The sequence below is a fragment of the Rhizobium sp. WSM4643 genome (genome assembly GCF_025152745.1).
Lineage (GTDB): Bacteria > Pseudomonadota > Alphaproteobacteria > Rhizobiales > Rhizobiaceae > Rhizobium > Rhizobium leguminosarum_I.
Map to the genome: position 1 here is coordinate 250905 of NZ_CP104042.1, position 24832 is coordinate 275736.

General features: G+C 57.6%; 20 protein-coding genes and 4 pseudogenes. 10 read left to right on the forward strand and 14 right to left on the reverse strand.

The window, feature by feature from the left end; translation table 11 throughout:
* Positions 1-2 precede the first annotated feature (2 nt).
* From N1937_RS27975 to fcl, 7 genes are all read left to right on the forward strand, one after another.
* The gene (locus N1937_RS27975; protein ID WP_260060229.1) at positions 3-218 is read left to right on the forward strand and encodes a hypothetical protein; all 216 of its coding nucleotides are present in this window, start codon (positions 3-5) and stop codon (positions 216-218) included.
* A gap of 9 nt (positions 219-227) precedes the next feature.
* Complete coding sequence (locus N1937_RS27980) at positions 228-1178, forward strand: glycosyltransferase family 2 protein (protein ID WP_260060230.1); 951 nt, start codon at positions 228-230, stop codon at positions 1176-1178.
* A complete protein-coding gene (locus N1937_RS27985) occupies positions 1175-2275 on the forward strand; it encodes a glycosyltransferase family 4 protein (RefSeq protein ID WP_017969304.1) in 1101 nt (366 codons plus the stop codon). Before N1937_RS27980 ends, N1937_RS27985 begins: the two co-directional genes overlap by 4 nt.
* Positions 2269-3411, forward strand: coding sequence for a glycosyltransferase family 4 protein (locus tag N1937_RS27990; protein ID WP_260060231.1), 1143 nt, complete (start codon positions 2269-2271; stop codon positions 3409-3411). The genes N1937_RS27985 and N1937_RS27990 overlap by 7 nt, the downstream gene beginning before the upstream one ends.
* Complete coding sequence (locus N1937_RS27995) at positions 3408-5609, forward strand: GumC family protein (protein WP_260060232.1); 2202 nt, start codon at positions 3408-3410, stop codon at positions 5607-5609. The genes N1937_RS27990 and N1937_RS27995 overlap by 4 nt, the downstream gene beginning before the upstream one ends.
* Positions 5610-5707: 98 nt before the next feature.
* The gene (gmd, locus tag N1937_RS28000; RefSeq protein WP_260060233.1) at positions 5708-6811 is read left to right on the forward strand and encodes a GDP-mannose 4,6-dehydratase; all 1104 of its coding nucleotides are present in this window, start codon (positions 5708-5710) and stop codon (positions 6809-6811) included.
* A complete protein-coding gene (fcl, locus tag N1937_RS28005; protein WP_260060234.1) occupies positions 6804-7862 on the forward strand; it encodes a GDP-L-fucose synthase in 1059 nt (352 codons plus the stop codon). The genes gmd and fcl overlap by 8 nt, the downstream gene beginning before the upstream one ends.
* Here the strand turns inward: fcl and N1937_RS28010 are convergent.
* Positions 7825-8310 (reverse strand): annotated as a pseudogene (locus tag N1937_RS28010) (integrase core domain-containing protein); the annotation flags it as partial. The gene fcl and the pseudogene N1937_RS28010 sit on opposite strands and share 38 nt — an antisense overlap.
* A 253-nt stretch (positions 8311-8563) precedes the next feature.
* Here N1937_RS28010 and N1937_RS28015 point away from each other — a divergent pair.
* Together N1937_RS28015 and N1937_RS28020 are read left to right on the forward strand one after the other, a co-directional pair.
* Positions 8564-8932, forward strand: a pseudogene (locus N1937_RS28015) (IS66 family transposase); the annotation flags it as partial.
* A gap of 617 nt (positions 8933-9549) precedes the next feature.
* On the forward strand, positions 9550-10263 hold the full coding sequence (locus tag N1937_RS28020; protein ID WP_003549684.1) for a GntR family transcriptional regulator: 714 nt from the start codon (positions 9550-9552) through the stop codon (positions 10261-10263).
* A gap of 358 nt (positions 10264-10621) precedes the next feature.
* On the opposite strand, the gene N1937_RS28025 is transcribed toward N1937_RS28020, so the two are convergent.
* The 13 genes and pseudogenes from N1937_RS28025 to N1937_RS28085 form a co-directional block, all read right to left on the reverse strand.
* The gene (locus N1937_RS28025) at positions 10622-11293 is read right to left on the reverse strand and encodes a Crp/Fnr family transcriptional regulator (protein ID WP_131586615.1); all 672 of its coding nucleotides are present in this window, start codon (positions 11291-11293) and stop codon (positions 10622-10624) included.
* 34 nt (positions 11294-11327) lie between these two features.
* Positions 11328-11486, reverse strand: coding sequence for a cbb3-type cytochrome oxidase assembly protein CcoS (ccoS, locus tag N1937_RS28030; RefSeq protein WP_003549679.1), 159 nt, complete (start codon positions 11484-11486; stop codon positions 11328-11330).
* Positions 11483-13768, reverse strand: a complete 2286-nt coding sequence (locus N1937_RS28035; protein ID WP_260060235.1) for a cation-translocating P-type ATPase — start codon at positions 13766-13768, stop codon at positions 11483-11485. The genes ccoS and N1937_RS28035 overlap by 4 nt, the downstream gene beginning before the upstream one ends.
* Positions 13765-14250, reverse strand: coding sequence for a FixH family protein (locus N1937_RS28040; RefSeq protein ID WP_131586619.1), 486 nt, complete (start codon positions 14248-14250; stop codon positions 13765-13767). Before N1937_RS28040 ends, N1937_RS28035 begins: the two co-directional genes overlap by 4 nt.
* Entirely contained in the window at positions 14247-15815 is a 1569-nt protein-coding gene (ccoG, locus tag N1937_RS28045) for a cytochrome c oxidase accessory protein CcoG (RefSeq protein ID WP_260060236.1), read from the reverse strand. Before ccoG ends, N1937_RS28040 begins: the two co-directional genes overlap by 4 nt.
* Before the next feature lie 176 nt (positions 15816-15991).
* A pseudogene (locus N1937_RS28050) lies at positions 15992-16176 on the reverse strand (hypothetical protein).
* A gap of 11 nt (positions 16177-16187) precedes the next feature.
* Positions 16188-17051, reverse strand: coding sequence for a cytochrome-c oxidase, cbb3-type subunit III (gene ccoP / locus N1937_RS28055; protein ID WP_131586623.1), 864 nt, complete (start codon positions 17049-17051; stop codon positions 16188-16190).
* 1 nt (position 17052) lies between these two features.
* Positions 17053-17205: a CcoQ/FixQ family Cbb3-type cytochrome c oxidase assembly chaperone gene (locus N1937_RS28060; protein ID WP_017969139.1), complete on the reverse strand. Its 153-nt coding sequence runs from the start codon at positions 17203-17205 to the stop codon at positions 17053-17055.
* An 8-nt stretch (positions 17206-17213) separates the two neighbouring features.
* Entirely contained in the window at positions 17214-17948 is a 735-nt protein-coding gene (gene ccoO, locus N1937_RS28065; protein WP_003549661.1) for a cytochrome-c oxidase, cbb3-type subunit II, read from the reverse strand.
* A gap of 8 nt (positions 17949-17956) precedes the next feature.
* The gene (gene ccoN / locus N1937_RS28070; protein WP_131586625.1) at positions 17957-19579 is read right to left on the reverse strand and encodes a cytochrome-c oxidase, cbb3-type subunit I; all 1623 of its coding nucleotides are present in this window, start codon (positions 19577-19579) and stop codon (positions 17957-17959) included.
* Positions 19580-19980: 401 nt separating this feature from the next.
* Positions 19981-20472, reverse strand: a pseudogene (locus N1937_RS28075) (IS5 family transposase); the annotation flags it as partial.
* Between the two features lie 941 nt (positions 20473-21413).
* A complete protein-coding gene (locus N1937_RS28080; RefSeq protein ID WP_011654238.1) occupies positions 21414-22247 on the reverse strand; it encodes a hypothetical protein in 834 nt (277 codons plus the stop codon).
* A gap of 3 nt (positions 22248-22250) precedes the next feature.
* On the reverse strand, positions 22251-22922 hold the full coding sequence (locus N1937_RS28085) for a hypothetical protein (RefSeq protein WP_003551831.1): 672 nt from the start codon (positions 22920-22922) through the stop codon (positions 22251-22253).
* A gap of 1056 nt (positions 22923-23978) precedes the next feature.
* Between N1937_RS28085 and N1937_RS28090 the strand changes: the two genes are divergently transcribed.
* On the forward strand, positions 23979-24830 hold the full coding sequence (locus tag N1937_RS28090) for an electron transfer flavoprotein subunit beta/FixA family protein (RefSeq protein ID WP_131586627.1): 852 nt from the start codon (positions 23979-23981) through the stop codon (positions 24828-24830).
* The last annotated feature ends 2 nt before the right edge of the window (positions 24831-24832 follow it).

Genomic DNA, 24832 nt, shown 5'->3' on the forward strand with positions numbered 1-24832 from the left:
CTATGTTTCTGCGTCACGATCCTAGTTCTCTATGCAAGACGACGGGCGCTCTCCTCGTCGTGGCGATCTTATCGGCTCTGCGCGAGATGCTGTTCGGCCGACAAGGTCTTTTGGATATCACCGTCACCGAGGCTCCGAACCTCGATGGCTGCGTAGAGGTCGACGTCCTAAGCAACTCTGCGCTGCTGTACAGCGGTGCATCGCCGCAACTCGCCTGAGAGCGCGTCATGGAGCGGCCGGCCCTCAGTGTCCTCATCAATAATTACAACTACGCTCGCTTCGTTGGGCGGGCGATAGACAGCGTGTTGAGCCAAGACGCGCGCAACGTCGAGATAATCGTCGTCGATGACGGCTCCACCGACCAATCGCGGTCCGTTCTGGAAGCGTATGACAGCCGAGTGAAGGTGATCTTTCAGGAGAACGCAGGACAGGCCGCTGCGATCAATACCGCTGTGGGATTAAGCATGGGCGAGATCCTCTGTTTTCTGGATGCCGACGACTGGTGGGCGCCGGGCAAGCTGTCGGCGACGGCTGCAGCGTTCCGCGCAAACCCTCAAGCATCGCTCGTCTATCACCGACTGCAGCCAACGCTTGTCGATGGCACGCCGACTTCCAAGCCGATCCCTCGAAGCCTGTGTTCGGGCGCTTTGTCGCCGCTACTCACCAGATCGGCGGGTTGGTGGCCTTTTCCGATGACGTCAGCCATCGCGGTACGACGTAGCGCGTGGAATGCTGCGGGCAGCATTCCCGAACAATTCCGCATATCAGCCGACGCCTGGCTCGTGGGGATCTATCCGTTTCTGGGGGACGTCATTGCCATGCCGGATGCGCTTGGATTCTACCGCATCCACAATAACAACTGGTATCGCGCGACCGAGGATGCGACCACGCTAAGGAGGCGGATGACGCACTGGCAGCATACCGTCGAAGCAACGAACCTGTTTCTCTCAGCCCATAAGCTACCGGCAAGACTACATCTGACGGATCACTATCCCTATCGCATCGCGTCGGCAAAGCTGCAGGGAGCTGATGCACGCACCCGGTTCAAGCTTGCCCTCGAAGGTCTCTTCTTTGCCGGCGAACCGAACCTGCTCAGGCGGACGCGCGATAGTTTGCGCTCGGCGCGCGGCCTGTCACGGCTCGGTCTGGACGTCGGCTTGTCGGAGGCGGCGAAATGAAGGCGCTGCTATTGGTTTCCGAACTGGAAGACTATACCATCTCATTTGCCAGCGGCGTTGCCCAACACCTGAACGTTGTGCTTGCCGTACCGCGCCGGCGCTATGCACATCTTGCCTCTTCCATCGATCCGGCTGTCGATCTGCACCTTCTGGACTGGCCGAGACACCGTTCTCTCTCCAATCCCTGGTTTCTGTACCAGCTTACGCGTCTGATCCGGCGGGAACGGCCGAACCTCATTCATCTCCTCAGCAATTCTACACTTTGGCTGAACCTCGCCGTGCCGTTCTGGCGCCCGATCCCGCTTGTGACGACCATTCATGACGTGGAAATCCATCCCGGCGATTCCGATACGCGTACGCTGCCCGGCTGGGCCCCCGAATTGATGGTGAAGCAATCCGGACATCTTGTCGTCCATGGCGAGGGACTGAAGCGGCTGGTCCTTAATCGATATGCAAAATCGGCGGACTGTGTCCATGTCCTGTCGCATCCCTCCATCCTTCGCTATGCGGAGCTCGCCCGGCGACAGAAGATGACGCCGCGCGAAGCGGATGGAACTATACGCGTCCTGCTCTTCGGACGGATTTTTGCCTATAAGGGCCTCGAACATCTGGTCCGGGCCGAGGCGATGCTCAAGGACGTACTTCCCAACCTGCGCATCACGGTCGCAGGCCGTGGCGACGATCCGCTGATCTTCCAGCCGCTCATGGGGGATGCCGGCCGCTACGACATTCGCAATCGTTTTATCGAGGATGCAGAGGTCGCCCAGCTTTTCCTGGACACCGACATCGTCGTGCTTCCTTATACGGAAGCATCCCAAAGCGGTGTGCTCAACCTTGCCGCCGCATTTGGCAAGCCGGTCATCGTTACGGATGTCGGCGAGTTGCGGGGCACCGTTCAGCCCAACGGGTTGGGAATGGTGGTCCCTCCCGGAGATGCCAACGAGCTCGCGGCAGCAATCAGGACATTGGCAGACAGCGGCGAGCTTAGAAACAATTTCGGTGCCAATGCGCTCGAATGGGCCAAAGGACCCAATTCGCCTGAACGGGTCGGCGCCCAGGCCGCGGCCGTTTATCGGGAGGTGGTCGGGTCATGCTGACGGAGGCCCTCACGGACAGAAGTCGAATGGCAGCACGGAGCGCGGCTAGCGTCCGCCACTATGTTCCGGGCGGCTACGAGAACGGCGGCGGCATTGGCAGGCTGGTCGGCTATATAACAGAGACAGCGAAAGAGACCGGCACGAAACACTTCGTCACCGATACCAGAGGGGCTCGATGGTCTAAGGTGACGTCGCCCGCACGCCTGCTCGGCGCCATCCTGACGATGGCAAAGGACCGGATTGTCGCGCCAGGCCGCATTCACCATTTCCATATCGCTGGCCGCGGCAGCACCTACCGAAAACTGATCCTGAGCGAGGCTGCCCGTTTGTTCGGGTGCTGCCACATATTGCACCTGCACGACTACGACTACGCCGGCGACTTTGCGAAACGCACGCCGCGCCAACAACGGCTCATACGTCGGATGTTTCAGAATGCCGATCGCGTTGTGGCGCTCGGCCGGCGTGATTGCATGACGCTGACGACACTTTTGGGCGTAGACGAGCGCCGCACGGTCGTTGCCCATAATTGCGTCCCCGATCCTGGGGCGCACAATATTCGCGTCGGTCAGGTCCCGTTGATCGTATTCCTTGGCCGGTTGAGCGAACGCAAGGGGGTCACGGAGCTTCTGTTGGCCCTGAGCCACCCAGTCATGAAAGAACTCCGGTGGCGGGCCGTACTGGCAGGCGACGGACCTGTCGAGGATTATCGCCGTCAGGCTGACGCCATGGCGCTTTCAAATCTGGTAGAGATGCCCGGCTGGCTTGACGCCGGTGAGGCGCGAGCCCTGTGTGCGCGTGCAGATATCCTGGTCTTGCCTTCGCACGCCGAAGGTCTGGCAATGGCCGTGCTCGAAGGGCTGTCCCACGGCCTCGCCGTCGTCACCACGCGTGTCGGGGCGCATGACGAAGTCATTACCGATGGCGAAACCGGGCTCTTCGTCCCAGTCGGAGATCAGGATGCCTTGGCTGCAGCCCTGGCGAAGCTGGTGTCCGATCCAGAGATCTGCATCCGCCTTTCGGTCCAGGGGCGCGCACATTATCTAAACCACTTCAGCATGACGGCCTATATGCGGTCGCTCGAGAAACTTTACGAAGCCGTTTCCGCGAAACCTCAAGCAATGGTTGGCGCACGATGACGATTTCCACTGTTCCGCCGGACCGCAACCTTCCGATCTCACAGATGCGCTACGATCCTCGCTTTCAGGTGGAGACCAAGGCGGACAACTTCGATCTGGCAGCCGCCTTCCGTCTCATCCGGCGAAGAGCGATCATGATCATCGCGATAACCGCGCTTCTGATGGCGCCCACGGTGATTATTATCTCTGGGTTGAAGCCCGCCTATCAGGCCTGGGCCCGATTAATTATCCACCAGCCTCTCGCAACATCACTTGGTGCCGACGATAGCCACAGTGATCTACTTGACGCGAAATCGGAGACTGAGCGGCTTCTATCCAGAAGCATCGCAGAGCGGGTCGTCCACGAACTGCGGTTCAACCTGCGGCCGGAATTCAATCCAGCGCTGCGCGAGATCTCGTTCATTGACAGGATCCGGGCAAAATTGCGCGGCCTGTTCGACACGGAAAAACCCACCTCGCCTGTACGGGACAACATCGACGCCATCATCCCGGAATATTTTAGGGCGCTCGGCGTCTGGCACGAAGACAAGAGTGACGTGATCCAGATCAGCTTCACGTCGAATGATCCTGAACTCGCAGCCGCGGTCCCGAACCGGATCATCAGCATCTACCTTGATGAACGGAAGGACAATCTCGGTGGCCGTCTGGATTCAGCGCAAAAATGGATCCGACAGCGCATCACCGAACAGCAGGCGCGCGCGGATGTTGCTCGCGACGCTGCTCGCAACTACCAAGAATCGATGGACGTCGTCTCGAAAGAGGATGCTCAGGATGAACGGATCAAGTCAATCATAGAAGTCACTGGCCGTGAAGGGAAAATCGAAGAAAGTCGGCTTGAAGTCAAGGCGACGATATCCACGTTGGAAGCAACGGATAACGCTTCGGTCGCTGCGGAGAATATTGCCGTCCCCGACAACATTGCCACAAAGCAACGCGATCTTCGCGCACAGGAGCAAGATCTCGGCCGCCTTCTTCAGACATATGACGGCAATGCCGAGGCCGTGGTGGACTTACGTGGGAAGATCAAGGAATCCCGTGCCGATCTCAACCTTGCGACCAAGCAATATCTCCAAACGATGCGCGCCAAGCTCGCCGCACTTGATCACGAAGCTCAGTCAATACAATCCATCTTGGCTGAAGCTCATGAAAAACGCACACGCGATGCCATGGTGCAGACGGAATTGACGCGACTGCAACATATCGCCGACTTGGAACAAACGGCACTCGACAAACTTGAGGATCAGCGCCGTGACCTTGCCGCGAAGGCCATGCTGCCGGGGGCGGAATTGGAAGTTTTATCGCCGGCTTCAGTACCGATCGCGTCACAGGGACGTGGACGGCTTTTCTATCTGGTGGGTGCGCTCCTGGCTGCAATCTCGGGAGCCGTAACGGCTGCTTTCGTGATCGAAATGTCGGACCGGACGGTCCGGAGTTTCGACCAAATGGCTGCAATGGCGCGCACGATCCCGGCTGGACTTATCCCGCGTCTAGCGCGGTGGGAAAATTCGAAAACGATGTTCGAACATATGCCGGTCCCGATGTTTGACGAAGCAATCCGTACCGTGGTGCTTTCACTCAAACAGTCCAATGGCGGCAAATTACCGAACAGTATCGTCGTTACCTCGGCCCACAGCGGGGAAGGCAAGTCGCTTGTCGCGAGATCGCTGGCTATCGAACTTGCCGCCGCCGCAATTCCGGTGCTGCTGGTCGATGGCGATCTTCGGCGGGGAAGACTCAATTCGTTTTTCAGGTCGGGGTTAATGTACGGACTGAACGAATTCCTGACTGGTCAGGCCGATATCCGAGACATCGTCTACCGCCATCCAAGCGGTATCGACTTCATTCCATCTGGAAGATTCAGTCTCCAGCGGCGCACCCGTTCGAACGGCCTGGCAGAAATCATTGAGATGGCGGGCGCGGCCGGCCAGATTGTCATCTTCGACAGCGCGCCTGTGCTCGCCTCGACAGATACCGTGCATTTGACTGCCCTGGCGGAAAGAACATTGGCGGTCGTTAGATGGGGAAAGACGAGCCGCCGCGCGGTCGAGTTCAGCCTGCAGCAAATGAAAAGCTCGCGAAATTCGGAAATTGTTGTCGCGATCAACAATGTAAACCCCAAAAGGCACGCGTTGTATAATTTCAGCGACTCGGAACTGTTTTCGAAATCCCTCATGAAATACTACAGGTTAAAATCATGAATACTTCTGTATAAGGCGCAAGCGCTCAATCTTACGAAATTGTACGTACTAAACATCATAATATGCTTCTGCATTAGTATTCGAGTTGGAGGGCAATCATGGATACGGGAATGACAAAGAACCGAAAAGTCGCGCTGATTACGGGTATAACAGGTCAGGACGGTGCGTATTTGGCCGAATTGCTCCTGGAGAAGGGCTACATTGTTCACGGCCTCAAGCGACGCTCATCATCCTTCAACACCAGTCGCATCGAACATCTCTACGAGGATCCCCATGTTGAGAATCCGCGCTTTATTTTGCATTTCGGGGACATGACAGATTCTACGAATCTCATCCGTGTCATTCAGGAAACGCAGCCGGACGAGATCTACAATCTCGCCGCACAGAGCCACGTTCAAGTCTCTTTCGAGACGCCGGAATATACAGCCAACGCAGATGGAACCGGAACCCTTCGGCTACTTGAAGCAATTCGCCTCCTGGGGCTGACCGGGAAGACCCGCTTCTATCAAGCGTCCACCTCAGAGCTCTACGGCAAAGTCCAGGAAGTCCCGCAGAGCGAAACGACGCCGTTCTACCCTCGATCACCCTACGCGGTGGCCAAGCTCTATGCCTATTGGATAGTGGTTAATTACCGCGAGGCATATGGCATGCACGCCTCGAACGGCATTTTGTTCAATCATGAAAGCCCGATCCGCGGCGAAACGTTCGTGACGCGTAAAATCACCCGGGCGGCGGCGGCGATCCATCTTGGGCTGCAGGAAAGGCTCTATCTCGGCAATTTGGATGCCAAACGCGACTGGGGACATGCACGAGAATATGTCCGCGGCATGTGGCTGATGCTGCAACAGGACGAACCGGAGGACTATGTCCTTGCGACCGGCGAAACGCACTCGGTTCGTTCCTTTGTTGACAAGGCCTTTGCCAAGGTGGGCATGGCAATTGATTGGCGCGGGAACGGGGTTGAGGAAAAGGGATATGATAAGATATCCGGTCAGTGTGTGGTGGAGATCGATCCAGCTTACTTCCGTCCAACTGAAGTCGATCTTCTGATTGGCGATCCGACGAAGGCGCACACGAAGCTTGGCTGGAAACATGAGACCAGTCTTGATCAGCTGGTTGCGGAGATGGTTCGCGAGGATCTGAAAGTCATGGCACGAAATGTTCCGTCGGTCGGTGTAACCAAAGGTTTTGCCCATGCCTGAGGTGATCTACAGCCTTGCCGGAAAAAGGGTCTATGTCGCGGGTCACCGCGGCATGGTGGGCTCTGCGATCGTGCGGCGTCTCGCTTCCGAGGGCTGCGAGATTTTGACGGCCACCCGCGCCGAGGTCGATCTCAGACGGCAGGACCAGGTGGAGGCCTGGATGAGTAAGAATCGTCCCGACGCCGTCTTCCTGGCTGCTGCGAGGGTCGGCGGTATTCTGGCGAACGCTACCTGTCCGGCCGACTTCCTTTACGACAACTTGATTCTGCAAACGAACGTCATCCACGCAGCCCATAGAGCTCACGTCGAAAAACTGATGTTTCTGGGCTCGTCCTGCATCTATCCGAAATTCGCCGATCAGCCGATCGTCGAGGACTCACTTCTGACTGGATCGCTTGAGCCCACGAATGAATGGTATGCAATCGCCAAAATTGCCGGATTAAAGCTCTGCCATGCCTATCGCAAACAGCACGGTAGAGATTTCATCTCGGCCATGCCTACCAATCTTTATGGTCCAGGGGATAATTTTGACCTCGGGTCGAGCCATGTCATGCCGGCGCTCATACGCAAGGCGCATGAGGCCAAGATCAACCAGCAGCAAGAGATATGCATCTGGGGGACTGGCACGCCGCGGCGCGAATTCCTGCATGTTGACGATTGCGCCGACGCCTGCCTCCATCTCATGAAGACCTATTCCGCCGAAAGTCATGTGAACGTAGGTTCGGGCGAAGACATTACCATCCTGGATTTGGGATACCTCGTCTCCAAGGTCGTGGGTTTCGAAGGCAAGATCACGCGTGACCTCACCAAGCCAGATGGCACGCCACGTAAACTCTTGAGCGTCGGCAAGCTTCGCACTCTCGGCTGGTCGCCTAAGATAGGTCTGAAGGACGGTATCGCGGACGCCTACCGCTCCTTCCTTGATGGGCATTATCTCGAACGCAGCAACAGGGCTTTGCCGGGCGACTTGATCGGTCAAAGCGATATTCCGGCCATCCATCAGACCGTGCATCCTAGGTGTTTAGTCCCTGCATTTGATGGACGGGGTTGATGATGAAACGATCCTGCTCGGAAGTCCACCTTTTGCAGATGAATTCGTAGGGGGTGAGAGTCCCTTTAGTGTCTTGAGCCTGCGCCCAAAATTGTAGGCTTCGATGAAGTCGGCGAGATGCTTTTTCAGTTGTGCGTGATCGTCGTGGTGGAGGCGCTTGACAGTGGGTTCCTTGATCGTTCGGTTCATCCGCTCGACCTGCCCATTGGTCCATGCGTGCTTAACTTTGTCAGGCGATGCTCGATCTCGTATTCCTCACAGGCCCGGTCGAGGATGTGCTGGAAAGCATTTTGGTCACACGCCCGGTTGGTGAACTGGATGCCGTTATCGGTCAGGATAGTATGAATGGTGTAGGGCACCGCCGCGATCAGGTTGCGCAGGAACTGGGCGGCATTCATCTTGCCGGCTTTGGATAGAGATCGGCGAAGACGAACTTGGTTGTTCGGTCAAAATCTCCATCGTCATCAAACCCGGGGAGAGTGACATTCCAACTTTGCAGAAACAGGACACTTCAACTTTGCGGTTACATGAAATTGCAGCATATGCCATATTTATGGAACTAGGTTGTTCCCCCGACAATGCGGTATGCATGGCGGTTTGCCTGGTAGGAAGTGCGGGCGATCACAATTCTTTTTCAATCAACAGAAACAAAACGAAGCCGACGGTGACGCCGCTGTGAAGTGACGCGGAACGTCGGCATCTGCCCGACCTGTGGTGGCGCATCGTTCCTGAAGGCGGCCGACAGGGTGGTCCAGGTGTTGGAGCACGTGCCGGGGTCGGTTAAGATTGTCCGCCATGTCGAAAAGCGCATGATCTGCAGGGATGGCGATACGACGGTAGCTGGCGAGATGCCGATCCTGCCGATCGAGCGCGGCAAACCCGGGCCGGGACTGCCCGCCCATATCATGATCGCTAAATTCGACGATCACATTCCCCTCTATCGCTTATCCGAGATGTACGAGCGGTTAGGGATAGACATCTCGCGATCCGTAATGGCTGACTGGGTCGGTCGCGCATCCAGTCTGCTAGCTCCTCTCGTCTCGGCTACTAGGGCCCATAGTGCCTCCCTCCATTCTAACGAAAATAATGCACCATCAAATGCCGGGACTAAACACCCAGAGCTTTTTCGATCCGCCAACCGGAATCGCCAACTCGGAAATCCGCGCAAACCTTTCAGCGGGCTGGATAATGCGTCACTAATTAGACGCTGCCTGAGTTCTTTGCCAACAGCAGAAAAAACAAAACGTTAAGGTGGCGCGATAGGCCAAAATATATCAAAAAAAATATCAATGTTATGTGTTGATATATCGCGGAGCGCCGTCTAGATCTGGTCAACAAGCGGCACGGGGGTCTACCCCGGTCAGCGACGGGAGGCTTAGGTGAACCGACGTGACAACATGCACCCAGACAAAATCAGATCCGACAGGCCAGAGATGAAGATCGCCCTCCTAGATGGAGAACGTGACAGCTTCCTCTTGCCCCATTCCGTTGAACTCAGCGGCGAGAGAGTGCGATAGCGGCCAGCTGCGGCCGCGGCTGTTATAAAGGTCCCGAATCTCGCCTGGGTTAAAACGCGTGCCGATATGGTGAGGCCAATTAATTCGGCCTTGAATCGGAACGCCGCCCGATATCAATGAATAAGCTCCTGTAGGGTCCCCGAAGGACATCGACAGAGGAAAACCATCAAATGCGGTGTTGCAAGAACGCGCCCCCACAGCGTGGGGCTGACACAAACTTTTCTACTGAACCAGAACCTGCAAAGGCCGATATTGCCTACGATGCTATTCGACGAATTCTCCACAATAACGGCCGTGTGCCGGGGCAACATCTCAGGGAACAGGATCTGGCGTCTAATCTTGATCTTGGTCGAACACCAATTCGCGAAGCACTTCAGCGACTAGCAGCTGAAGGGAAGATCCAATACATCCCTCAGAAGGGCTTTTTCACCAGGCCGATGTTGGAGGGTACTCTGTTAGATTTTTATGTTGTTGGAAGTGAGACGCTAATCTCGGCGTTGAATCGAAAGCGGCCGCAGATCCCAGAGAGCTGGGCCGTGGCAGATAAATTGTCCCCCGACGAACTCGCCCTAACGGCAGAAGCGATATTTACTAGAATCGCCGAAGAAGCATCGAATTGCGAGGCATGTAAAATCGTTCAACGATTCTGTTTTTGCACTCACCCTCTACGAATGGAAATAACTGCGTCGGAACTTAGGCCCGCATTTGTCGAAAGCCTCGAGAAATTAATTGCCGCAATGTCTGAACTAGGCGCCGCGACAAACTTGGTGGAGTCCGCGTTGATGAACCACCTTGACCTAGAACGCGATGCCGTCCCAAGGGTCGTACAAGAGGTGAACGAACGTGGGTTAACAGGGCTTCCTGGGCACGCGAAAAGCTTGTGATATCGCCGTAATCTGAAGCACTCGGCTCGAGCATTTAAAGCCTATGTCGGAATAAATGCCCGCATCATTGCGTTACTAATAGGATCGACACTATTGGGCTAGTCGGATTCTTCCGGTTCCCCGAACTCCGCGATAGATAATAAAATGATTGGCACGCGCTGGATGTTTAGACCTGGCATTAGATAGAGCGAATCTGGTGAAGCGCTCGGGTTATGAAGCCCATGCTTTGCAAATGAACTCGTAGTGTGTGGAGGCCTTGAGAGGCTTGAGTCTGCGGCGAACAGGTACCCCATTGACATGGTAGTTAATGGCAGGAACAGCGCGGCGAACTTCAACATGTGGCCCGGTGATCCAATGGTTAACATGCCTCCCGCAGCAGGTCGACGCTATCGACGAGGACGACCTTGCCTCTGACTTCGACCCCCGACGGGGCGAGCGCCGCAAACGCGCGGGAAAGGGCTTCCGGCGCCAGTCCCAGTTTGCCGGCCAGGATTCGCTTTCGGTAAGGAAGGCGGAACGTAACCCGCGAGGTGGCCGCCGAGGCGGGGCAGCGGCTCATAAGGTAGTTTGCCACCCGTTGCGCGGCTGTGAGCAAGCGGTCTCCGGCAATACAATCCATCGCGCCCAGCAGGTGCCTGCCCATGATGCGCATGACGTTCCTGTGTACGACCGGATGTTGGTCGGCGAACGCCTGCAACTCCGCAAGCGCAAACAGCGCGACCTCGGCCCCGTCGGCGGACCGCGCGCTATAAGCGTAGGAGCCGCCCCCCGCGAGTAGATATTCACCAAAGGTGTCGCCCGGCTCGCACACGCAGATATCCGCCTCGCGCCCGGCGGATTCCGATTTTGAAAGTCGGACAAACCCGTTCATGACGCAGTAGACGAACGATGCCTGCTGGCCCACGGCTACGATCTTCTCGTCAGCGGCGAAGGCTCGAAACTCAGCCGTTGCGGTGAATTGCTCCACAGTCGCCTGATCCAAACCAGCAAACAGGTCAGACTGCAGAAGCATAGAATTTTTCGCAAGCATCCATCTTCCTTTCGTGTTTGGACCCACTGTGCGGTCAGGGTTCTCGTTGATCGGTTTCGTCCTCGGCGAGGATCCGCCAGGCGGCGCCTTGAAGGTCGTCATACTGGCCGCTCTTCAGCGACCAAAGGAATGCCAGGAGCCCTATTCCTCCCATCAACAGCGCGATCGGTATGAGATAGATCAACATGTTCATGCGGCTTTGACCTCCGCACTCCTGCCGATCCGCCCTCGAATGTGCATATCCCGACGCTTGCCGAAGGCGTTCAGGCGCAGGGCGTTCGTCACGACGATGATCGAGGATGTCGACATTGCCACCGCCGCTATCAGCGGCGTCGCCAATCCGGCGATGGCGATCGGCACTGCTAGAACGTTGTAACCGATGGCGAGAGCGAAGTTCTGCCGGATGAGGCTGGCGGATCGTCGCGCAACGGCGATCGCTTCCGGAACAGCGTCAAGGCGATCGTTGAAGAAAACCAGGTCGGCCGCCTGTCTGCCGATATCGGAGGCTGTGGCCGGCGCCATCGAGACATGCGCGGCAGCAAGTGCCGGGGCGTCGTTGATCCCGTCGCCAACCATGAGCACGCGACGACCTTCGCCATTCAGCCTCTGGCATTCCTCGACCTTCTGTTTCGGCGTCAGAGAGCCCAAAGCCCTGTCGATACCCAGGGCATGCGCCGTATTGTCGACGACGGTCTGCCTGTCTCCGGACACGATCAGCGTTTCAAGGCCGGCTGCATCGAGCCGGTCGATGGCCTCGCAAGCACCCGGACGAAGCGTGTCATCGAAGAAGAAGCGAGCAAGATCGACGCCATTCTTCGACAGGACCACTTCCGAGAACGGACTGTCGGCGGTGCGGGGCACGACGCTGGTTCCGCAGGCAAACGCCGCGTTGCCCAATCGATAGACATCTGCTCCGTTCCTGGCTTCCAGTCCCCCGCCGGGGATTTCCGTGACGATGTCGAAGGACATGAGGTCGGTCTCGGTGTCTCGTACCAGGGCCCGAGAAAGGGGATGCCGTGAATGCGCCGCCAATCCACGGGCGATCGCGGTGGCGCTCTCGTCCATGGCGTCCACTCTGACAAGGCGCGAACTGCCGATCGTCAAGGTGCCCGTCTTGTCAAAGGCCACGGTGTCGGTCTCGGCCAGTCTTTCGAGTGCTGAGCCGTCCTTCACCATGATGCCCTTCCGGAAAAGTTCGCCCGCGGCGACGACCTGGACCACGGGTACGGCAAGACCCAATGCGCATGGGCAGGTAATGATCAGCACCGCTACGGCGACCAGCATGGCCTGTTTCCAGTCTCCGCCCAGGAGGCCCCAGGCAAGGAAGGAGACCAGCGCCAGCAGATGCACGACCGGGGAATAGAGCGTCGCAGCGCGATCGGCGATCCTGCGATAGCGAGCTCTTCCGCCCTCGGCGGCTTCCATGAGGCCGATGATCTCCGAGAGAAGCGAATTCTTGGCAATTCTCGTCGCCCGCAACACGAGGGAGCCGGTCAGATTCATCGCCCCGGAACTCACTTCGCTGTTGCTGACGACGGCGACCGGGCTGCTCTCGCCGGTGACGATGGAGAGGTCCACGTCACTTTCTCCGCTGACGACGATGCCATCGACGGGAACCCGTTCGCCTGCGGCTATCGAGATTTCATCCCCCGCCGCGATCTCTTCTACCGCAATGTAGCGTCGCGACCCGTCCGGATTGATCAGCAATGCTCCGCGCGGCGCCAGTCTTGCGAGTCCGTTGATCGCCGCCCGAGCCTTTTCCCGCATGACATGATCGAGGGTTCTGCCGATCAGCAGGAAGAAGAGCAGCGAGACCGAAGCGTCGAACCAGGCATGCTCGCGGTGATGGACGGTCTCCCACAATGAAACGGCATAGGAGAGCGTCACGGCGAGCGAAATCGGAACGTCGATGTTGGTGCGCCAGTGCCGCAGCGCATTCCAGGCCGATCTGAAGAAGAAGCGCCCCGCATAAACCAGCGCGGGCGCTGCTATCATCGCCGAGATCCAATGAAACATGTCGCGCGTCGCAGCATCTGCGCCCGACCAGACCGATACCGAGAGCAACATGATGTTGGCGGCCGCAAAACCGGACACGCCGATCGCGAGGAGAAGTTGATTTCTGGTCTTGTCGTTCTCGGGAGCTGAGGGCGTGAAGAGATGCGCGCGATATCCGGACGAGTTGATCGCTGCCAGGATCTTGGACGGATCGGTTGCGCGTGTCTCCATCTCCTCCTGGTAGACGCAGCTCACCCTTCGAGCCGTGAGATTAACTCGCGCTGTCTTGACGAAGGAAAGCGCCAACAACGCCCTTTCGATGGTCGAAATGCAGCCACCGCAGTGGGCGTCGGGGACGCTCAGGTCCAGCTGGCGCAATCCTTCGCCGAGCGGCTGGCTGGCAAGGCGAACCTCTTCGGCACTGAATGATGTCGTGCTGAGGGCAAGCACGCTTTCCGCGTCCATGGTACAGCAGCTCACTGGCCTAACTCCGCGGTATCGATGCGTTTTGCCTCATGCATGACGACCACGCCGCCGTTTCGCGAGATGGCCTCGACGATCCAGTCACCGTCGGCTAGATCATGCTCCGCTTCGAACCGCCCCGCGGCTGTCTTCATGAGCGTAAGGAGGAAGTCCTCGTGGTCTCCGACCGGACGTTTGAAATTCAGAATGACGTCGTCGACGATCGCAGGCGATCCGCTCTTGTCGTGAATATCGTAGCGGATCTCGTGCCCCTTTATGGAGAGCTCGCCCTCGATGCCGGAAGCGGCCATTGCCTTCATCGCCGCCGCTTTGCGGTTGAACTCCTGACTGGCGACATAGGTGTTTTCCACGACCAGACCGCTCCAGCTGGAGGAGGCATAGAAGGCCATGGTGACGTTCACCGCGATCACCACGCCAAAGAATGCCGAGGTCGCAAGCAGCATGTGCAGGCCTGTAAAACCTTGAGCGGAGGTCTTCATTTGATGTCTCCCGGTGCATTGAACGCCGCGCGGTAGGTTGCCCGATCGCCATGTTCGGTATCTTCGATCACGAACAGAAATTCATTGATCGCGGCTCCGGTAGGCTTGCGCGTAACGAAGACCTTCAGCGTCGTGGCCGCGTCGGGTTCGGCATGGACCGTAAAGCTGCGAGCGTCTTCCTTGCCGAACTCGGGAATGCGCATCGTCGCCCCCTCCAGCCCGACCAGGCTTATGTTCACATCCCTCGGCTCCGGCACCATGTTCAGGACACGAAGCGTGTAGCCATTCCGCAGCGAGCCGTCGCTTTCCAGAACATATTGGGGGTTTCGGTCGTGAACGACGTTGAGTTCAAGGCGCTCCCGAAAGGTGAGATGGACGAGCATCGCCACGCCGACCGACGACCAGGCGATTGCGTAAAACACGGTTCTCGGACGAAAGATGATCCGCCAGTTGAAGTGCCGGATCGCCGGAACGAAGGTCCCATCCTCGTTTCGAACTCTGGACGGTTGGACGGCCGTTCGTCCTTCGTCGGTGGCAAGCGACATGTTGCCCGAGTATTCGCTTAGCGTGGCGTAGGCGATCAGGCCGCGAGGCTTTCCGAGCTTGTCCATGACACCGTCGCAGGCGTCGATGCAGAGCGCGCATGTGATGCACTCCATCTGCTGTCCGTCGCGAATGTCGATTCCCATCGGACACACCGCCACGCAGGCATTGCAATCCACGCAATCCCCGACCGATAGGCCATTGACCAAAGCCTTCTTGGCGTGACGCGACCGCTGCTCGCCTCGCCAGTCATTGTAGGTGACGACGAGAGAATTTTCGTCGAGCATCGCACCCTGGATGCGTGGCCACGGACACATATAGGTGCACACCTGCTCGCGCATGAGACCGCCGAGCACATAGGTCGTCGCAGTAAGGATGGCGACGGTGGTGTAGGCGGCTGCAGGAGCGTGGCCGGTGAACAGCGAAACAAGCAGGCTCGGCGCGTCGGCAAAATAAAAGATCCACGCTCCGCCTGTGACGATGCCGATCAGCAGCCAGATCGAGTGTTTGACGACACGCTTCCTCAGCTTGGCCAAGCTCATGGGATTAGCGTCAAGCTTCATTCGCGCGTTTCGATCGCCTTCGATCGCACGTTCGACGACGAGAAAAAGATCAACCCAGACCGTCTGCGGACAAGCGTAGCCGCACCATGCACGGCCAACCGCGGAAGTGACGAGAAACAGCCCGAACCCGGCCATGACCAGGAGACCCGCTACATAATAAAATTCCTGAGGCCAGATCTCGATGAAGAAAAAGAAGAAGCGCCGTGAGGAAAGGTCGATGAGGATTGCCTGGTCAGGCGCGTAAGGACCGCGATCCCAGCGAATCCATGGCGCGAGATAGTAGATGCCGAGCGTAACCAGCATGACGATCCACTTGAACCGACGGAATTGTCCCTCTGCACGTTTGGGAAAAACCTTCCTCCGAGGTGCGTAGAGAGGCTGCCGGTTGCGACGGGCATTGACCGGCTCGACATTGAGCCGCTCGATGTTATCGGGATCTGGTGCAGTGTAGAGGTTCATGGGACCTATCCGATTTCACCCACCCTTGTCCCATCTGCCGCGCATTCGTTCCTTGATGCAGATCAAGAGACAAGGCCTTCCCGCGAAAGGAAAAGGCCACGCCCTGGAGAGAGGGCGCGGCCTGCAGGAGCTGCGGGGGAACAACCACCGCTGGGACGTCCTCGACAAGTCTACAGCTAGCGGCTTGTCTGCCCGTGGTCTTTGAGACAGGTCAAACTGACAATCGAACTGCCGATCTTTGCCGGGTCGTCCTGATCGGACGGGGCGGCGTGGCCTTGGCGCGCGCCGACACTCGCGATCGTATGGTGGCGCGCGGCGTGCCATAGAGATCGAGGATCGGGTTGTGGCCGTGAACTGCCATGGCTTTTCTCCTCACGTCCCGCCGCCAAGCGAATGGACGAAAATGGTAAGTTCCTTGACGGTCGTATCGCCGAGACGCCCTGTCCAGGCAGGCATGACGCCATGCTTGGGAGCAGCCACCTGACGGATGATCGCATCCTCGCCGCGTGCCTTCAGCCAGATCGCATCGGCGAGATCCGGCGCGCCCATTTCCGCTTTTCCTTTGGCGTCGTCGCCGTGACATGCGGCACAGTTATCGACGAAGACCTGTTTTCCGGCCTCTGCGAGGCCGGGGTCCGACGGTGTATTGGTCAGTCCCCAGACGTAAGCCGCGACCTGCCTTGTCTGGAGGGGATCCAGAACATCGGCAAAGGGCGGCATCTCGGAAGCATGAGTGTCCGTATCCTCGTCGAAGCGAATTCCATGCGCGATCGTCGCCTGGATGGCATCCAGGTCTCCACCCCACAGCCAATCGTCGTCGTTGAGGTTCGGAAATCCCGGACCGCCGCTTGCTCCCGAGCCATGGCACGGCGCGCAGTTCACCTTGAATGCAGATGCGCCGCCGGCGACCGCGAATTCGCGAAGGGCTGAATTGGAATCGATCTCGTGCACCGTCTTGGCGGCGATCAGATCACCCAGCGTCGTCTGCGATGCTTTGGCCTGATCCAGGTTCTGCTGCAACTCGGCGCGGCTGGAATAGCCCAGCATGCCCTTCGTGGCGCCGGTAATCATCGGGATCGCGGGATATGCGATTGCATAGCCCAAAGCCCAGACGATGGTGGCGTAGAAGGTCCACACCCACCAGCGGGGCATCGGATTGTTGAGTTCGCGGATGCCGTCCCATTCATGTCCGGTCGTTTCGACGCCGCTAAATTCATCGATATGTTTTTCCGACATCTCAGTCATCCTTCAAAGGAATATCGGCGGCCTCTTTCGCCGTTTGCTTGCTGCCCGGGCGAAGGGTGAACACAACGACGCCGACGAAGAATGCCGCCATTGCCAGGAGGCCCCAGCTGTCGGCGAAGTGTCTCATTGCAGTGTAGGTTTCCATGGATCACCTCATCGGTAGCCGGTCGCGTCGTCGTAGGTCGAGAAATCGACCAACGTTCCGAGCATCTGCAGGTAGGACACCAGGGCATCCATTTCGGTCAGCGCAGCAGGATCGCCGTCGAAATCCCCGGTCTTCGCCTTCGGATAGCGGGCAAGCAGGGCCGTCGTATCCGCGTTCGGATCGGCTTGGGCCTTCATGTCGGCCTCTGCGTTCGCCAGCATGTCGTCGTTATAAGGCACGCCCACATCCTCGTTGGCCTTCAGGTCCATTCCCACGTCCTTGACCGTCACCCTCTGTTCTTTGAGGAAGGCGTAACTCGGCATGATCGACTCCGGCACGACTGCCCGTGGATCCGCGAGATGCTGGACATGCCATTCGTTGGAGTAGCGTGCGCCGACACGGGCCAGATCCGGCCCGGTTCGCTTGGATCCCCACTGGAAAGGATGATCGTACATCGACTCGGCCGCGAGCGAGTAATGGCCGTAACGTTCGACCTCGTCGCGGAACGGCCTGATCATCTGGCTGTGGCAGAGGTAGCAGCCTTCGCGGATGTAGATGTTTCGTCCGGCCAATTCGAGCGGCGTATACGGCCGCATGCCTTCCACCTTTTCAATCGTATTCTGCAGGTAGAACAGCGGTGCGATTTCGACAATGCCGCCGATGCTCACGACGAGCAGCGAGCCGACGAGAAGAAGCGTCGCGTTCTTCTCGAGGATCTGATGTTTATCTAGTATCGATGCCATGTCTCACCTCATTCGGCAGGCTGTGGTTGGGGCACGAAAGTGGTTGGGATTGCAGCTTCGTCGCGCAGATGGCCGCGGATCGTCATGAACACGTTCCAGGCCATGACGAGACCACCCGCCAGGTAAAGCGTTCCGCCGACCGCACGCAGCACGTAGTAGGGGAACATCGCCGCGACCGTCTCCGCGAAGGAATAGACGAGGAAGCCCTGGGAATTGTACTCGCGCCACATCAGCCCCTGCTGGATGCCGGCAACCCAAAGCACGGCGGCGTAGACGACGATCCCGAGGGTTGCGAGCCAGAAGTGCCAGTTGACCATCCGCAGGCTGTAGAGACGCTCGCGTCCCCATAGCTTCGGCGTCAGGAAATAGATCGCTCCGAAGGTGATCATTCCAACCCAGCCGAGAGCGCCGGAATGAACGTGACCGATTGTCCATTCGGTATAGTGGCTGAGCGAGTTGACCGTCTTGACCGACATCATCGGACCTTCGAAGGTCGACATCCCGTAAAAGGCGATGGCGACAATCATCATCCGGATGATCGGATCGGTGCGGATCTTGTCCCAGGCGCCTGAAAGGGTCATGAGACCGTTGATCATGCCGCCCCAGGAGGGCATCCAGAGCATGATCGAGAAAACCATGCCGAGCGTTTGGGCCCAGTCGGGCAGCGCCGTGTAGTGCAGATGATGCGGGCCGGCCCAGATGTACATGAAGATCAGCGCCCAGAAGTGGATGATCGAGAGCCGGTATGAATAGACGGGTCGGTTGGCCTGCTTCGGCACGAAGTAGTACATCATGCCCAGGAAGCCGGCGGTGAGGAAAAAGCCGACGGCGTTGTGGCCGTACCACCATTGGGTCAGCGCGTCCTGGACGCCCGAGAAGACAGAATAGCTCTTGGAGCCAAGGAACGAGGTGGGAACCGCCAGGTTGTTCACCACGTGCAGCATCGCGATGGTGACGATGAAGCTGAGATAGAACCAGTTTGCCACGTAGATGTGCGGCTCTTTGCGCTTCAGGATCGTTCCAAGATACACGGCGAGATAGGCGACCCAGACGATGGTCAGCCAGAGATCGACGTACCACTCGGGTTCGGCATATTCACGGGCCTGGGTGATTCCGAGAACGTATCCGGTCGCAGCCATCACGATGAAAAGCTGGTAACCCCAGAATACGAACCAGGCCAGGCTACCGCCGAAAAGACGTGCGCGACAGGTGCGTTGCACCACGTAGAACGACGTCATGATCAGCGCATTGCCGCCAAAGGCGAAGATGACCGCCGATGTGTGAACGGGCCGCAGCCTCCCGAAATTGAGATAAGGGGCGATGTTGAGGTCGGGAAAGGCCAGTTGCAGCGCGATGACCACGCCAACCAGGAAGCCGACCACGCCCCAGAATACCGTGGCGATCAGGCCATACCGTATCACCTCGTCGAAATAGCCTGATATGTCGACTTTCCGCCGTTGGCCTGCCGGCGAAAAATCAACATTCCTGATCAGCACAGCAGCGCCCGCGGCAAGGCAGAAGCAAAGTATCCCCATATGGACCGCAAAGAGATGATCATGCGCGAATGCGGCTAGTAGCAGCGCTAGAAACGCCGCGACCGCGATCACCATCGTTTCCGTTGTGTAATTCATGATGTCGTCCCCAGTACGCCGACGACCGCGTCGCGGCCGTCTTTCTCGCCAGGACTGTCATGAAGCGGCAAATTGCGCCTTGATCTGCGTCAACGAGAGGGTCGGTAAATGGGACAGCGCTACGCGTCTTAAGTCGTTGGCACATTCCGACTGTCATACCGTCACGCAGGGTGTTCTTGGTTCGATCTCGCGTTTTGCTGGTGGATCAGTTCTCTGGATTGCCGGAAGCATGTTGCTTTCAGCTTGTCGGTCATTCCAGACATTGCGCTGACCACGGCGATAATCTTATTTCTTCCTGCACCGCAACTCAGCTAAATGCCGAACAACTCGAGCGTAATGACAAAGATCTCGAAAACTCGACTCTCCGAATTTGACAATGGTCGTCTTTATGTTTCACCTAGAATATCGGCGCTGTGAACCACCAGGCCGACCATCAGTCCAAGCGTGTCGACGACGATATGACGCTTGCGTCCCTTAATCTTCTTGCCCGCGTCATAGCCCGAAATGCCGCCGCTTTCCGTGGTTTTTACGCTTTGACTGTCGATCACGCCCGCAGACGGCGAGGCTTCCCGGCCTTCCAATTCACGCGCCTCCATCACAAGATGATGGTTGATCCGACCCCATAACCCTGTCGCTCGCCATTCATAGAAATAGGACTGCACAGTTGTAAAAGGCGGAAAATCCTTGGGCATCATCCGCCATTGGCACCCAGTCGTGGCGATGTAAAGCAACGCATTCACGACCTCGCGAAGATCGGTGCTACGCGGCCTGCCCAGTCGCCTCGGTTCGGGCAGGCAAGGCGAGATCAATCCCCATTCCCGGTCCGTCAGATCGCTTGCATACCGCATTGCGCGTCGGGCATATTGGCGACGGGTGAAATCAGTCCAGCCCATTGTGGTCTCCGTTCGTCCTAAGCAAACAAACAGAACCACAACTGGCTGATTTCACTCAACTCTTTTTCGGTCAGGCTCTTAGAGATCCTTACAATGTTCTTATGAGAACTTTTACTCAAATCACTGCCAGCTTTATTCTATTCTAAGCTTTATGGCCGCCCAATGCTGGCGGGAATGCAAATCGTCAGCGTCTGGGCGGCGCGCATGACGAAGGGCTGGTTGACCGACGGAGGCCGCTGTCGCGGCCGCCGTCAACAAGACCCTCGGAGCAGGCAAGATTACATGCACGCCGGCCACCGCCTATGAACTGCTGATTAGCTGCAGTTTCTTTCATCCGCCGATTGCTTCGTAGCGTGCAGAATTGGGGCCTCAGGGTGACGAGCGCGCGACAGCGGGCGGAGGTGGATATTCGACTTTCCGCCTCAACCTTCGCGCAAGACCAGAAGAGAATTGTGGGTGTAGGAAACCCCTTACTGGCAGGCGGTCAGGCCGCCCGGATTTCGAATGGCGGCAAAACCGACGCCGTCGATCGTGTTGTCGTTACGGACAATGAAGCAGTAATTCATCGGCGGGAGGTGCGGCGACGATGCAGGAGTTGGCCCCAGCCGGAATGACATAGGTGTCCGCTCCGACGATCGCAAAGACGGAGGCCGTTCCATTCGGATGGGGCACCGGCTGCTTGGTGAACAGGATCGCATCGTTCGGCGGTGCGACCGCAATGGCCTGGTAGTTCCGGCAATCGGACGAAAATACGAGTTGTGCCGCGTCGGGCAGCGCTGTTGCGAGGATAGAGACGGTGGCAATGGCAGCCCGGCAGCGATTTTACCGCGACGTGCTGTTTGGCCAGTGGATTTCAATGTAATACGTAACGTTGCTATATTTCTTTTGTTCAAGGGTTTATTGGCTTGCTCAAGCGTCAGTGATGATCCGGATCTCTGGGTCTATGGTCCTCCTGTCGCCGAAAAGGTTCCGTCAGCTTTGTAAGTCACGGTGTAGGCCGCGTAGCCCATGGTGAAATCGCAGCATGCCGAGTTGCTCTCGTCATAAGCGACGGTGCTTCCGACCGGCTGGTAGCCCATCTTCACGAAAAAGATCTGCTTCGGTATGCAGTTCATGACGGCGTTGGGGACAGGAGCGACAAAGCTCGAGAGTATAACCGCCTGATTGTTGTTCAGGGCGACGACGCCGCAATAGAGTTCGGGATGCGGCAACGGGGTATAGGAAGGCACGTTCATGCCAAACCCTCCGATCGCAATTCCGGCTTGATTGGCGGGCGCGGAAAGTCCGAGCGGATCGAGCGTCAAGGTCGTGCAGTTGTCCGGCGAACCGTCAACCGTGGTGAGCGTAACCGGTCGGAACGCCGATGTGCTACCGACCACGGATAGTGTGGCGGCATTGAGCGAGAGAAGCGCGATCAGCTGCGAGGGCGACGCCGCCTGTTTGGTGCTGAATGCACCTGCATAGACCTGACTGTCCAAACCGAAATTGACTTGCGCTCCCGAACTTGCGTAATTGCCGATGCTTTGGCAGCCGAGACTGCCGCTGAAGACGAGACCAGGGCTCGGCAGCAACGGAAATGCGGCCTGCTTCTGGAACACATAGAAATATTGCGTCGTCTGCGAAAAGTTCCGAACGATGATCTGGTAGGACGAACTGGTCATTGCGTGTGACAATCCCCTTAGAGATCCAGCCTGTCCGCGCCCGGGCGGCGGCGGCAACCGCGAGGATGGTGCGCAGGTGAAGAGGGGACGGTTCTTCACCTGCATGGGTGCCAAGGCTTACTGGAGCTGCGTGGTCCAGGTGCCGTCAGATTTCAGGCTGACGTTGCAGACGGAATAGCCGCCGGTGAAATCGGAAAGCGCCGCGTTCACGCTCGATTGCGTGAAGTTCATCACGACACCTGGCGTGTAGGCGCCGGTCTGGACATAATATTTAAGGATCGGCTGGCAATCGGTATTGCTGGCAGGGTTTGCCTGCACGAAGTTGGAGAGCACGATGCCGCCATTGACGGCAACCGCCGAGCCGACATTGAAATAGGGCGGCGCGTTGAAGACCGGCGTGGTGATGCGGAAGGCGCCAGGCTGCACACCCTCCCCGTAGATCGGCGAGGATAGTCCGAGCGGATTAACCGTCGCGGTCGTCCAATCGTTCGGTTTGCCGCTGCTACCGGAACTCGTAGCAAGATCGATGGCGCGGCTGGCTGACGAGTAGCCGGAAGAGGCGCCGATTTGCGGCGGTGTGTTCGCCGGCTGGATGCCGGCATAATATTGCAGGTTAACCTGGAAGGTCAGGATCGCGCCCGTGTTGTCATAGTTGCCGAGCGATTGCGAGAAAAGGCTATTCGAATAGACTCGCCCCCCGCCGGTATAAATGGCCGGCTGCTGGAAGAAGTAGAAGGTTTGCGTCTGGGGTTCGCAATTTTTCACGTTGATGGTCAGCATTGTAGACATGTCGGCAACCCTTCTGCCTGAGGGATTTTGCACTTACGTGCAACAGTCGATTTGTGAGATACTCACGGCTGGTCGGCGTGGCATGTTTCGTTCCTGTTGTTTGATCTGCGACACGTTTCAGGTGCTGTGGGGTGTTAAATGCCGCACCCGATCCTCCTTCTCATTTATTTTCCTCCACGTGTTCGAACCGATGCGGTTATCCCGCAACGCGGATGCGAAAGCCGTTCCGCTGCCTCGCAATAGCTCACAAGATTCGTGCCAAGCAGGCCGATAGAGATGACGAACAATAATTTACTGCGATTCCAGTTATGTGGGCGCAAAATGCGCGATTGAGAACAGGAACGCTTGTCACGTAAACGACAAAGGTGATGACAATGTCGCAAATTGTTGTATGCGTCTGAAGGACCACAAGCTGGCGCTGGCTCAGCAGTAAGGCGCGTCAGATCAAGTGGCTTCGGCTTTGGTTATGCGGTAGCTCGCCCAACCGATCAGAACGGCGTTGATGTAACGATTGAGGCGGAGAAAAGCCAAGACCTCGACGCGCTGCAGCAGCTTTTATGGACGGCTTTCGATTGATATTTCCAGCAAGGGTTACTCGACGCTTCTGGCAATCATCCTGTTCACGCCCGCAACATCAGCTAAACCGCTTGTCCAAGCCTCACTAGGCGCCCGCAGCGTTATTTTCTCGATCGCTGTGCTTCTGATCGCGCATACGGTGTCGCTAGTCAGATTATCAACGGCAAACCGAAGCGCGATACACGCCCACCGCACCAGAGCTTCAGTCCCCGTGCTATCTCCCGGGAGATTATTCGGCGTTGAAATCTTCCAACTCGTGGCGCAGCTATCATGGACTTGTCCGACCTGAAGGCTATCGAACCGCCCCTCCGGGGCGGATTGCGACACGACATGTCGGCAACCCTACAAAACCCCTTCGCATAGCGACAACGAAACATGTGCAATCTCGAAGGCTTACCGGCGCAACTTTATTGGCACGAGCAGTGCTCAGAGTTAGCCGGGTCCCTGAAGCCCGAATCCGATTGGGGAGCTTAAACGACTATGCACATCGTGGTCTGTATCAAACAAGTGCCGGACTCTGCGCAGATACGCGTCCACCCGGTGACAAATACGATAATGCGCCAAGGCGTACCGACCATCATTAACCCTTACGACCTGTTTGCTCTCGAAGAGGCACTTCAAGTTCGTGACCGCTATGGGGGCGAGGTGACCGTTCTCACGATGGGACCGCCCATGGCTGAGCAAGCGCTACGCAAAGCCCTTACCCACGGCGCAGATCGCGCAGTGCTTCTGACCGACCGCCTCTTTGCTGGATCTGACACGCTGGCGACGTCGTATGCTCTTTCTCAAGCAGTAGGGAAGATTGGCGAGAGCTACGGGGCGCCTGATATCGTCTTTACGGGAAAGCAGACAATTGACGGCGACACGGCCCAGGTCGGACCCGGAATTGCAAAGAGGCTGAACCTCCAGCAACTGACTTACGTAACGAAGATTGTCTCCATTGATCCCACTTCGCGCGAGCTCATGGTTGAACGGCACGCGGAGAGCGGCACGCAGATGCTGAAGAGCACGTTTCCATGTCTCATCACCGTGCTGGAAGGTGTCAATGCTATCCGCCGGGGCTCTCTCGATGACGCCTTCCGTGCCGCGCGAAGCCCGGTTCTTAAATGGGGGGCCGCTGACGCCGGCATTGGGGAGTTGACCAAATGCGGCCTAAGGGGATCGCCGACGGTCGTGAAGCGAGTATTCGCCCCTGGTCCGCGCGCCGAAAAAGCTATGCAAATGGACATTAACGACAAAACATTGGCGGAGGTCGCCGCGGACACGGTCGCTGCAATTTTTGCCTGCCAGCCTGTTTTGGAACGCAAGCTCACGTCCCATGGCAATCGGTGAGC

Coding starts and splice junctions, on each gene's coding strand:
- N1937_RS27995 (WP_260060232.1), top strand. CDS start 3,408: ATGACGATTTCCACTGTTCCGCCGGACCGCAACCTTCCGATCTCACAG.
- N1937_RS27980 (WP_260060230.1), top strand. CDS start 228: ATGGAGCGGCCGGCCCTCAGTGTCCTCATCAATAATTACAACTACGCT.
- N1937_RS28090 (WP_131586627.1), top strand. CDS start 23,979: ATGCACATCGTGGTCTGTATCAAACAAGTGCCGGACTCTGCGCAGATA.
- N1937_RS28085 (WP_003551831.1), bottom strand. CDS start 22,922: ATGTCTACAATGCTGACCATCAACGTGAAAAATTGCGAACCCCAGACG.
- ccoO (WP_003549661.1), bottom strand. CDS start 17,948: ATGGCATCGATACTAGATAAACATCAGATCCTCGAGAAGAACGCGACG.
- N1937_RS28025 (WP_131586615.1), bottom strand. CDS start 11,293: ATGCTTGCGAAAAATTCTATGCTTCTGCAGTCTGACCTGTTTGCTGGT.
- N1937_RS27985 (WP_017969304.1), top strand. CDS start 1,175: ATGAAGGCGCTGCTATTGGTTTCCGAACTGGAAGACTATACCATCTCA.
- N1937_RS27990 (WP_260060231.1), top strand. CDS start 2,269: ATGCTGACGGAGGCCCTCACGGACAGAAGTCGAATGGCAGCACGGAGC.
- N1937_RS28040 (WP_131586619.1), bottom strand. CDS start 14,250: ATGAAGACCTCCGCTCAAGGTTTTACAGGCCTGCACATGCTGCTTGCG.
- ccoS (WP_003549679.1), bottom strand. CDS start 11,486: ATGAACATGTTGATCTATCTCATACCGATCGCGCTGTTGATGGGAGGA.
- ccoG (WP_260060236.1), bottom strand. CDS start 15,815: ATGAACCTCTACACTGCACCAGATCCCGATAACATCGAGCGGCTCAAT.
- N1937_RS28060 (WP_017969139.1), bottom strand. CDS start 17,205: ATGGAAACCTACACTGCAATGAGACACTTCGCCGACAGCTGGGGCCTC.
- N1937_RS27975 (WP_260060229.1), top strand. CDS start 3: ATGTTTCTGCGTCACGATCCTAGTTCTCTATGCAAGACGACGGGCGCT.
- ccoP (WP_131586623.1), bottom strand. CDS start 17,051: ATGTCGGAAAAACATATCGATGAATTTAGCGGCGTCGAAACGACCGGA.
- gmd (WP_260060233.1), top strand. CDS start 5,708: ATGGATACGGGAATGACAAAGAACCGAAAAGTCGCGCTGATTACGGGT.
- fcl (WP_260060234.1), top strand. CDS start 6,804: ATGCCTGAGGTGATCTACAGCCTTGCCGGAAAAAGGGTCTATGTCGCG.
- N1937_RS28020 (WP_003549684.1), top strand. CDS start 9,550: ATGCGGTGTTGCAAGAACGCGCCCCCACAGCGTGGGGCTGACACAAAC.
- ccoN (WP_131586625.1), bottom strand. CDS start 19,579: ATGAATTACACAACGGAAACGATGGTGATCGCGGTCGCGGCGTTTCTA.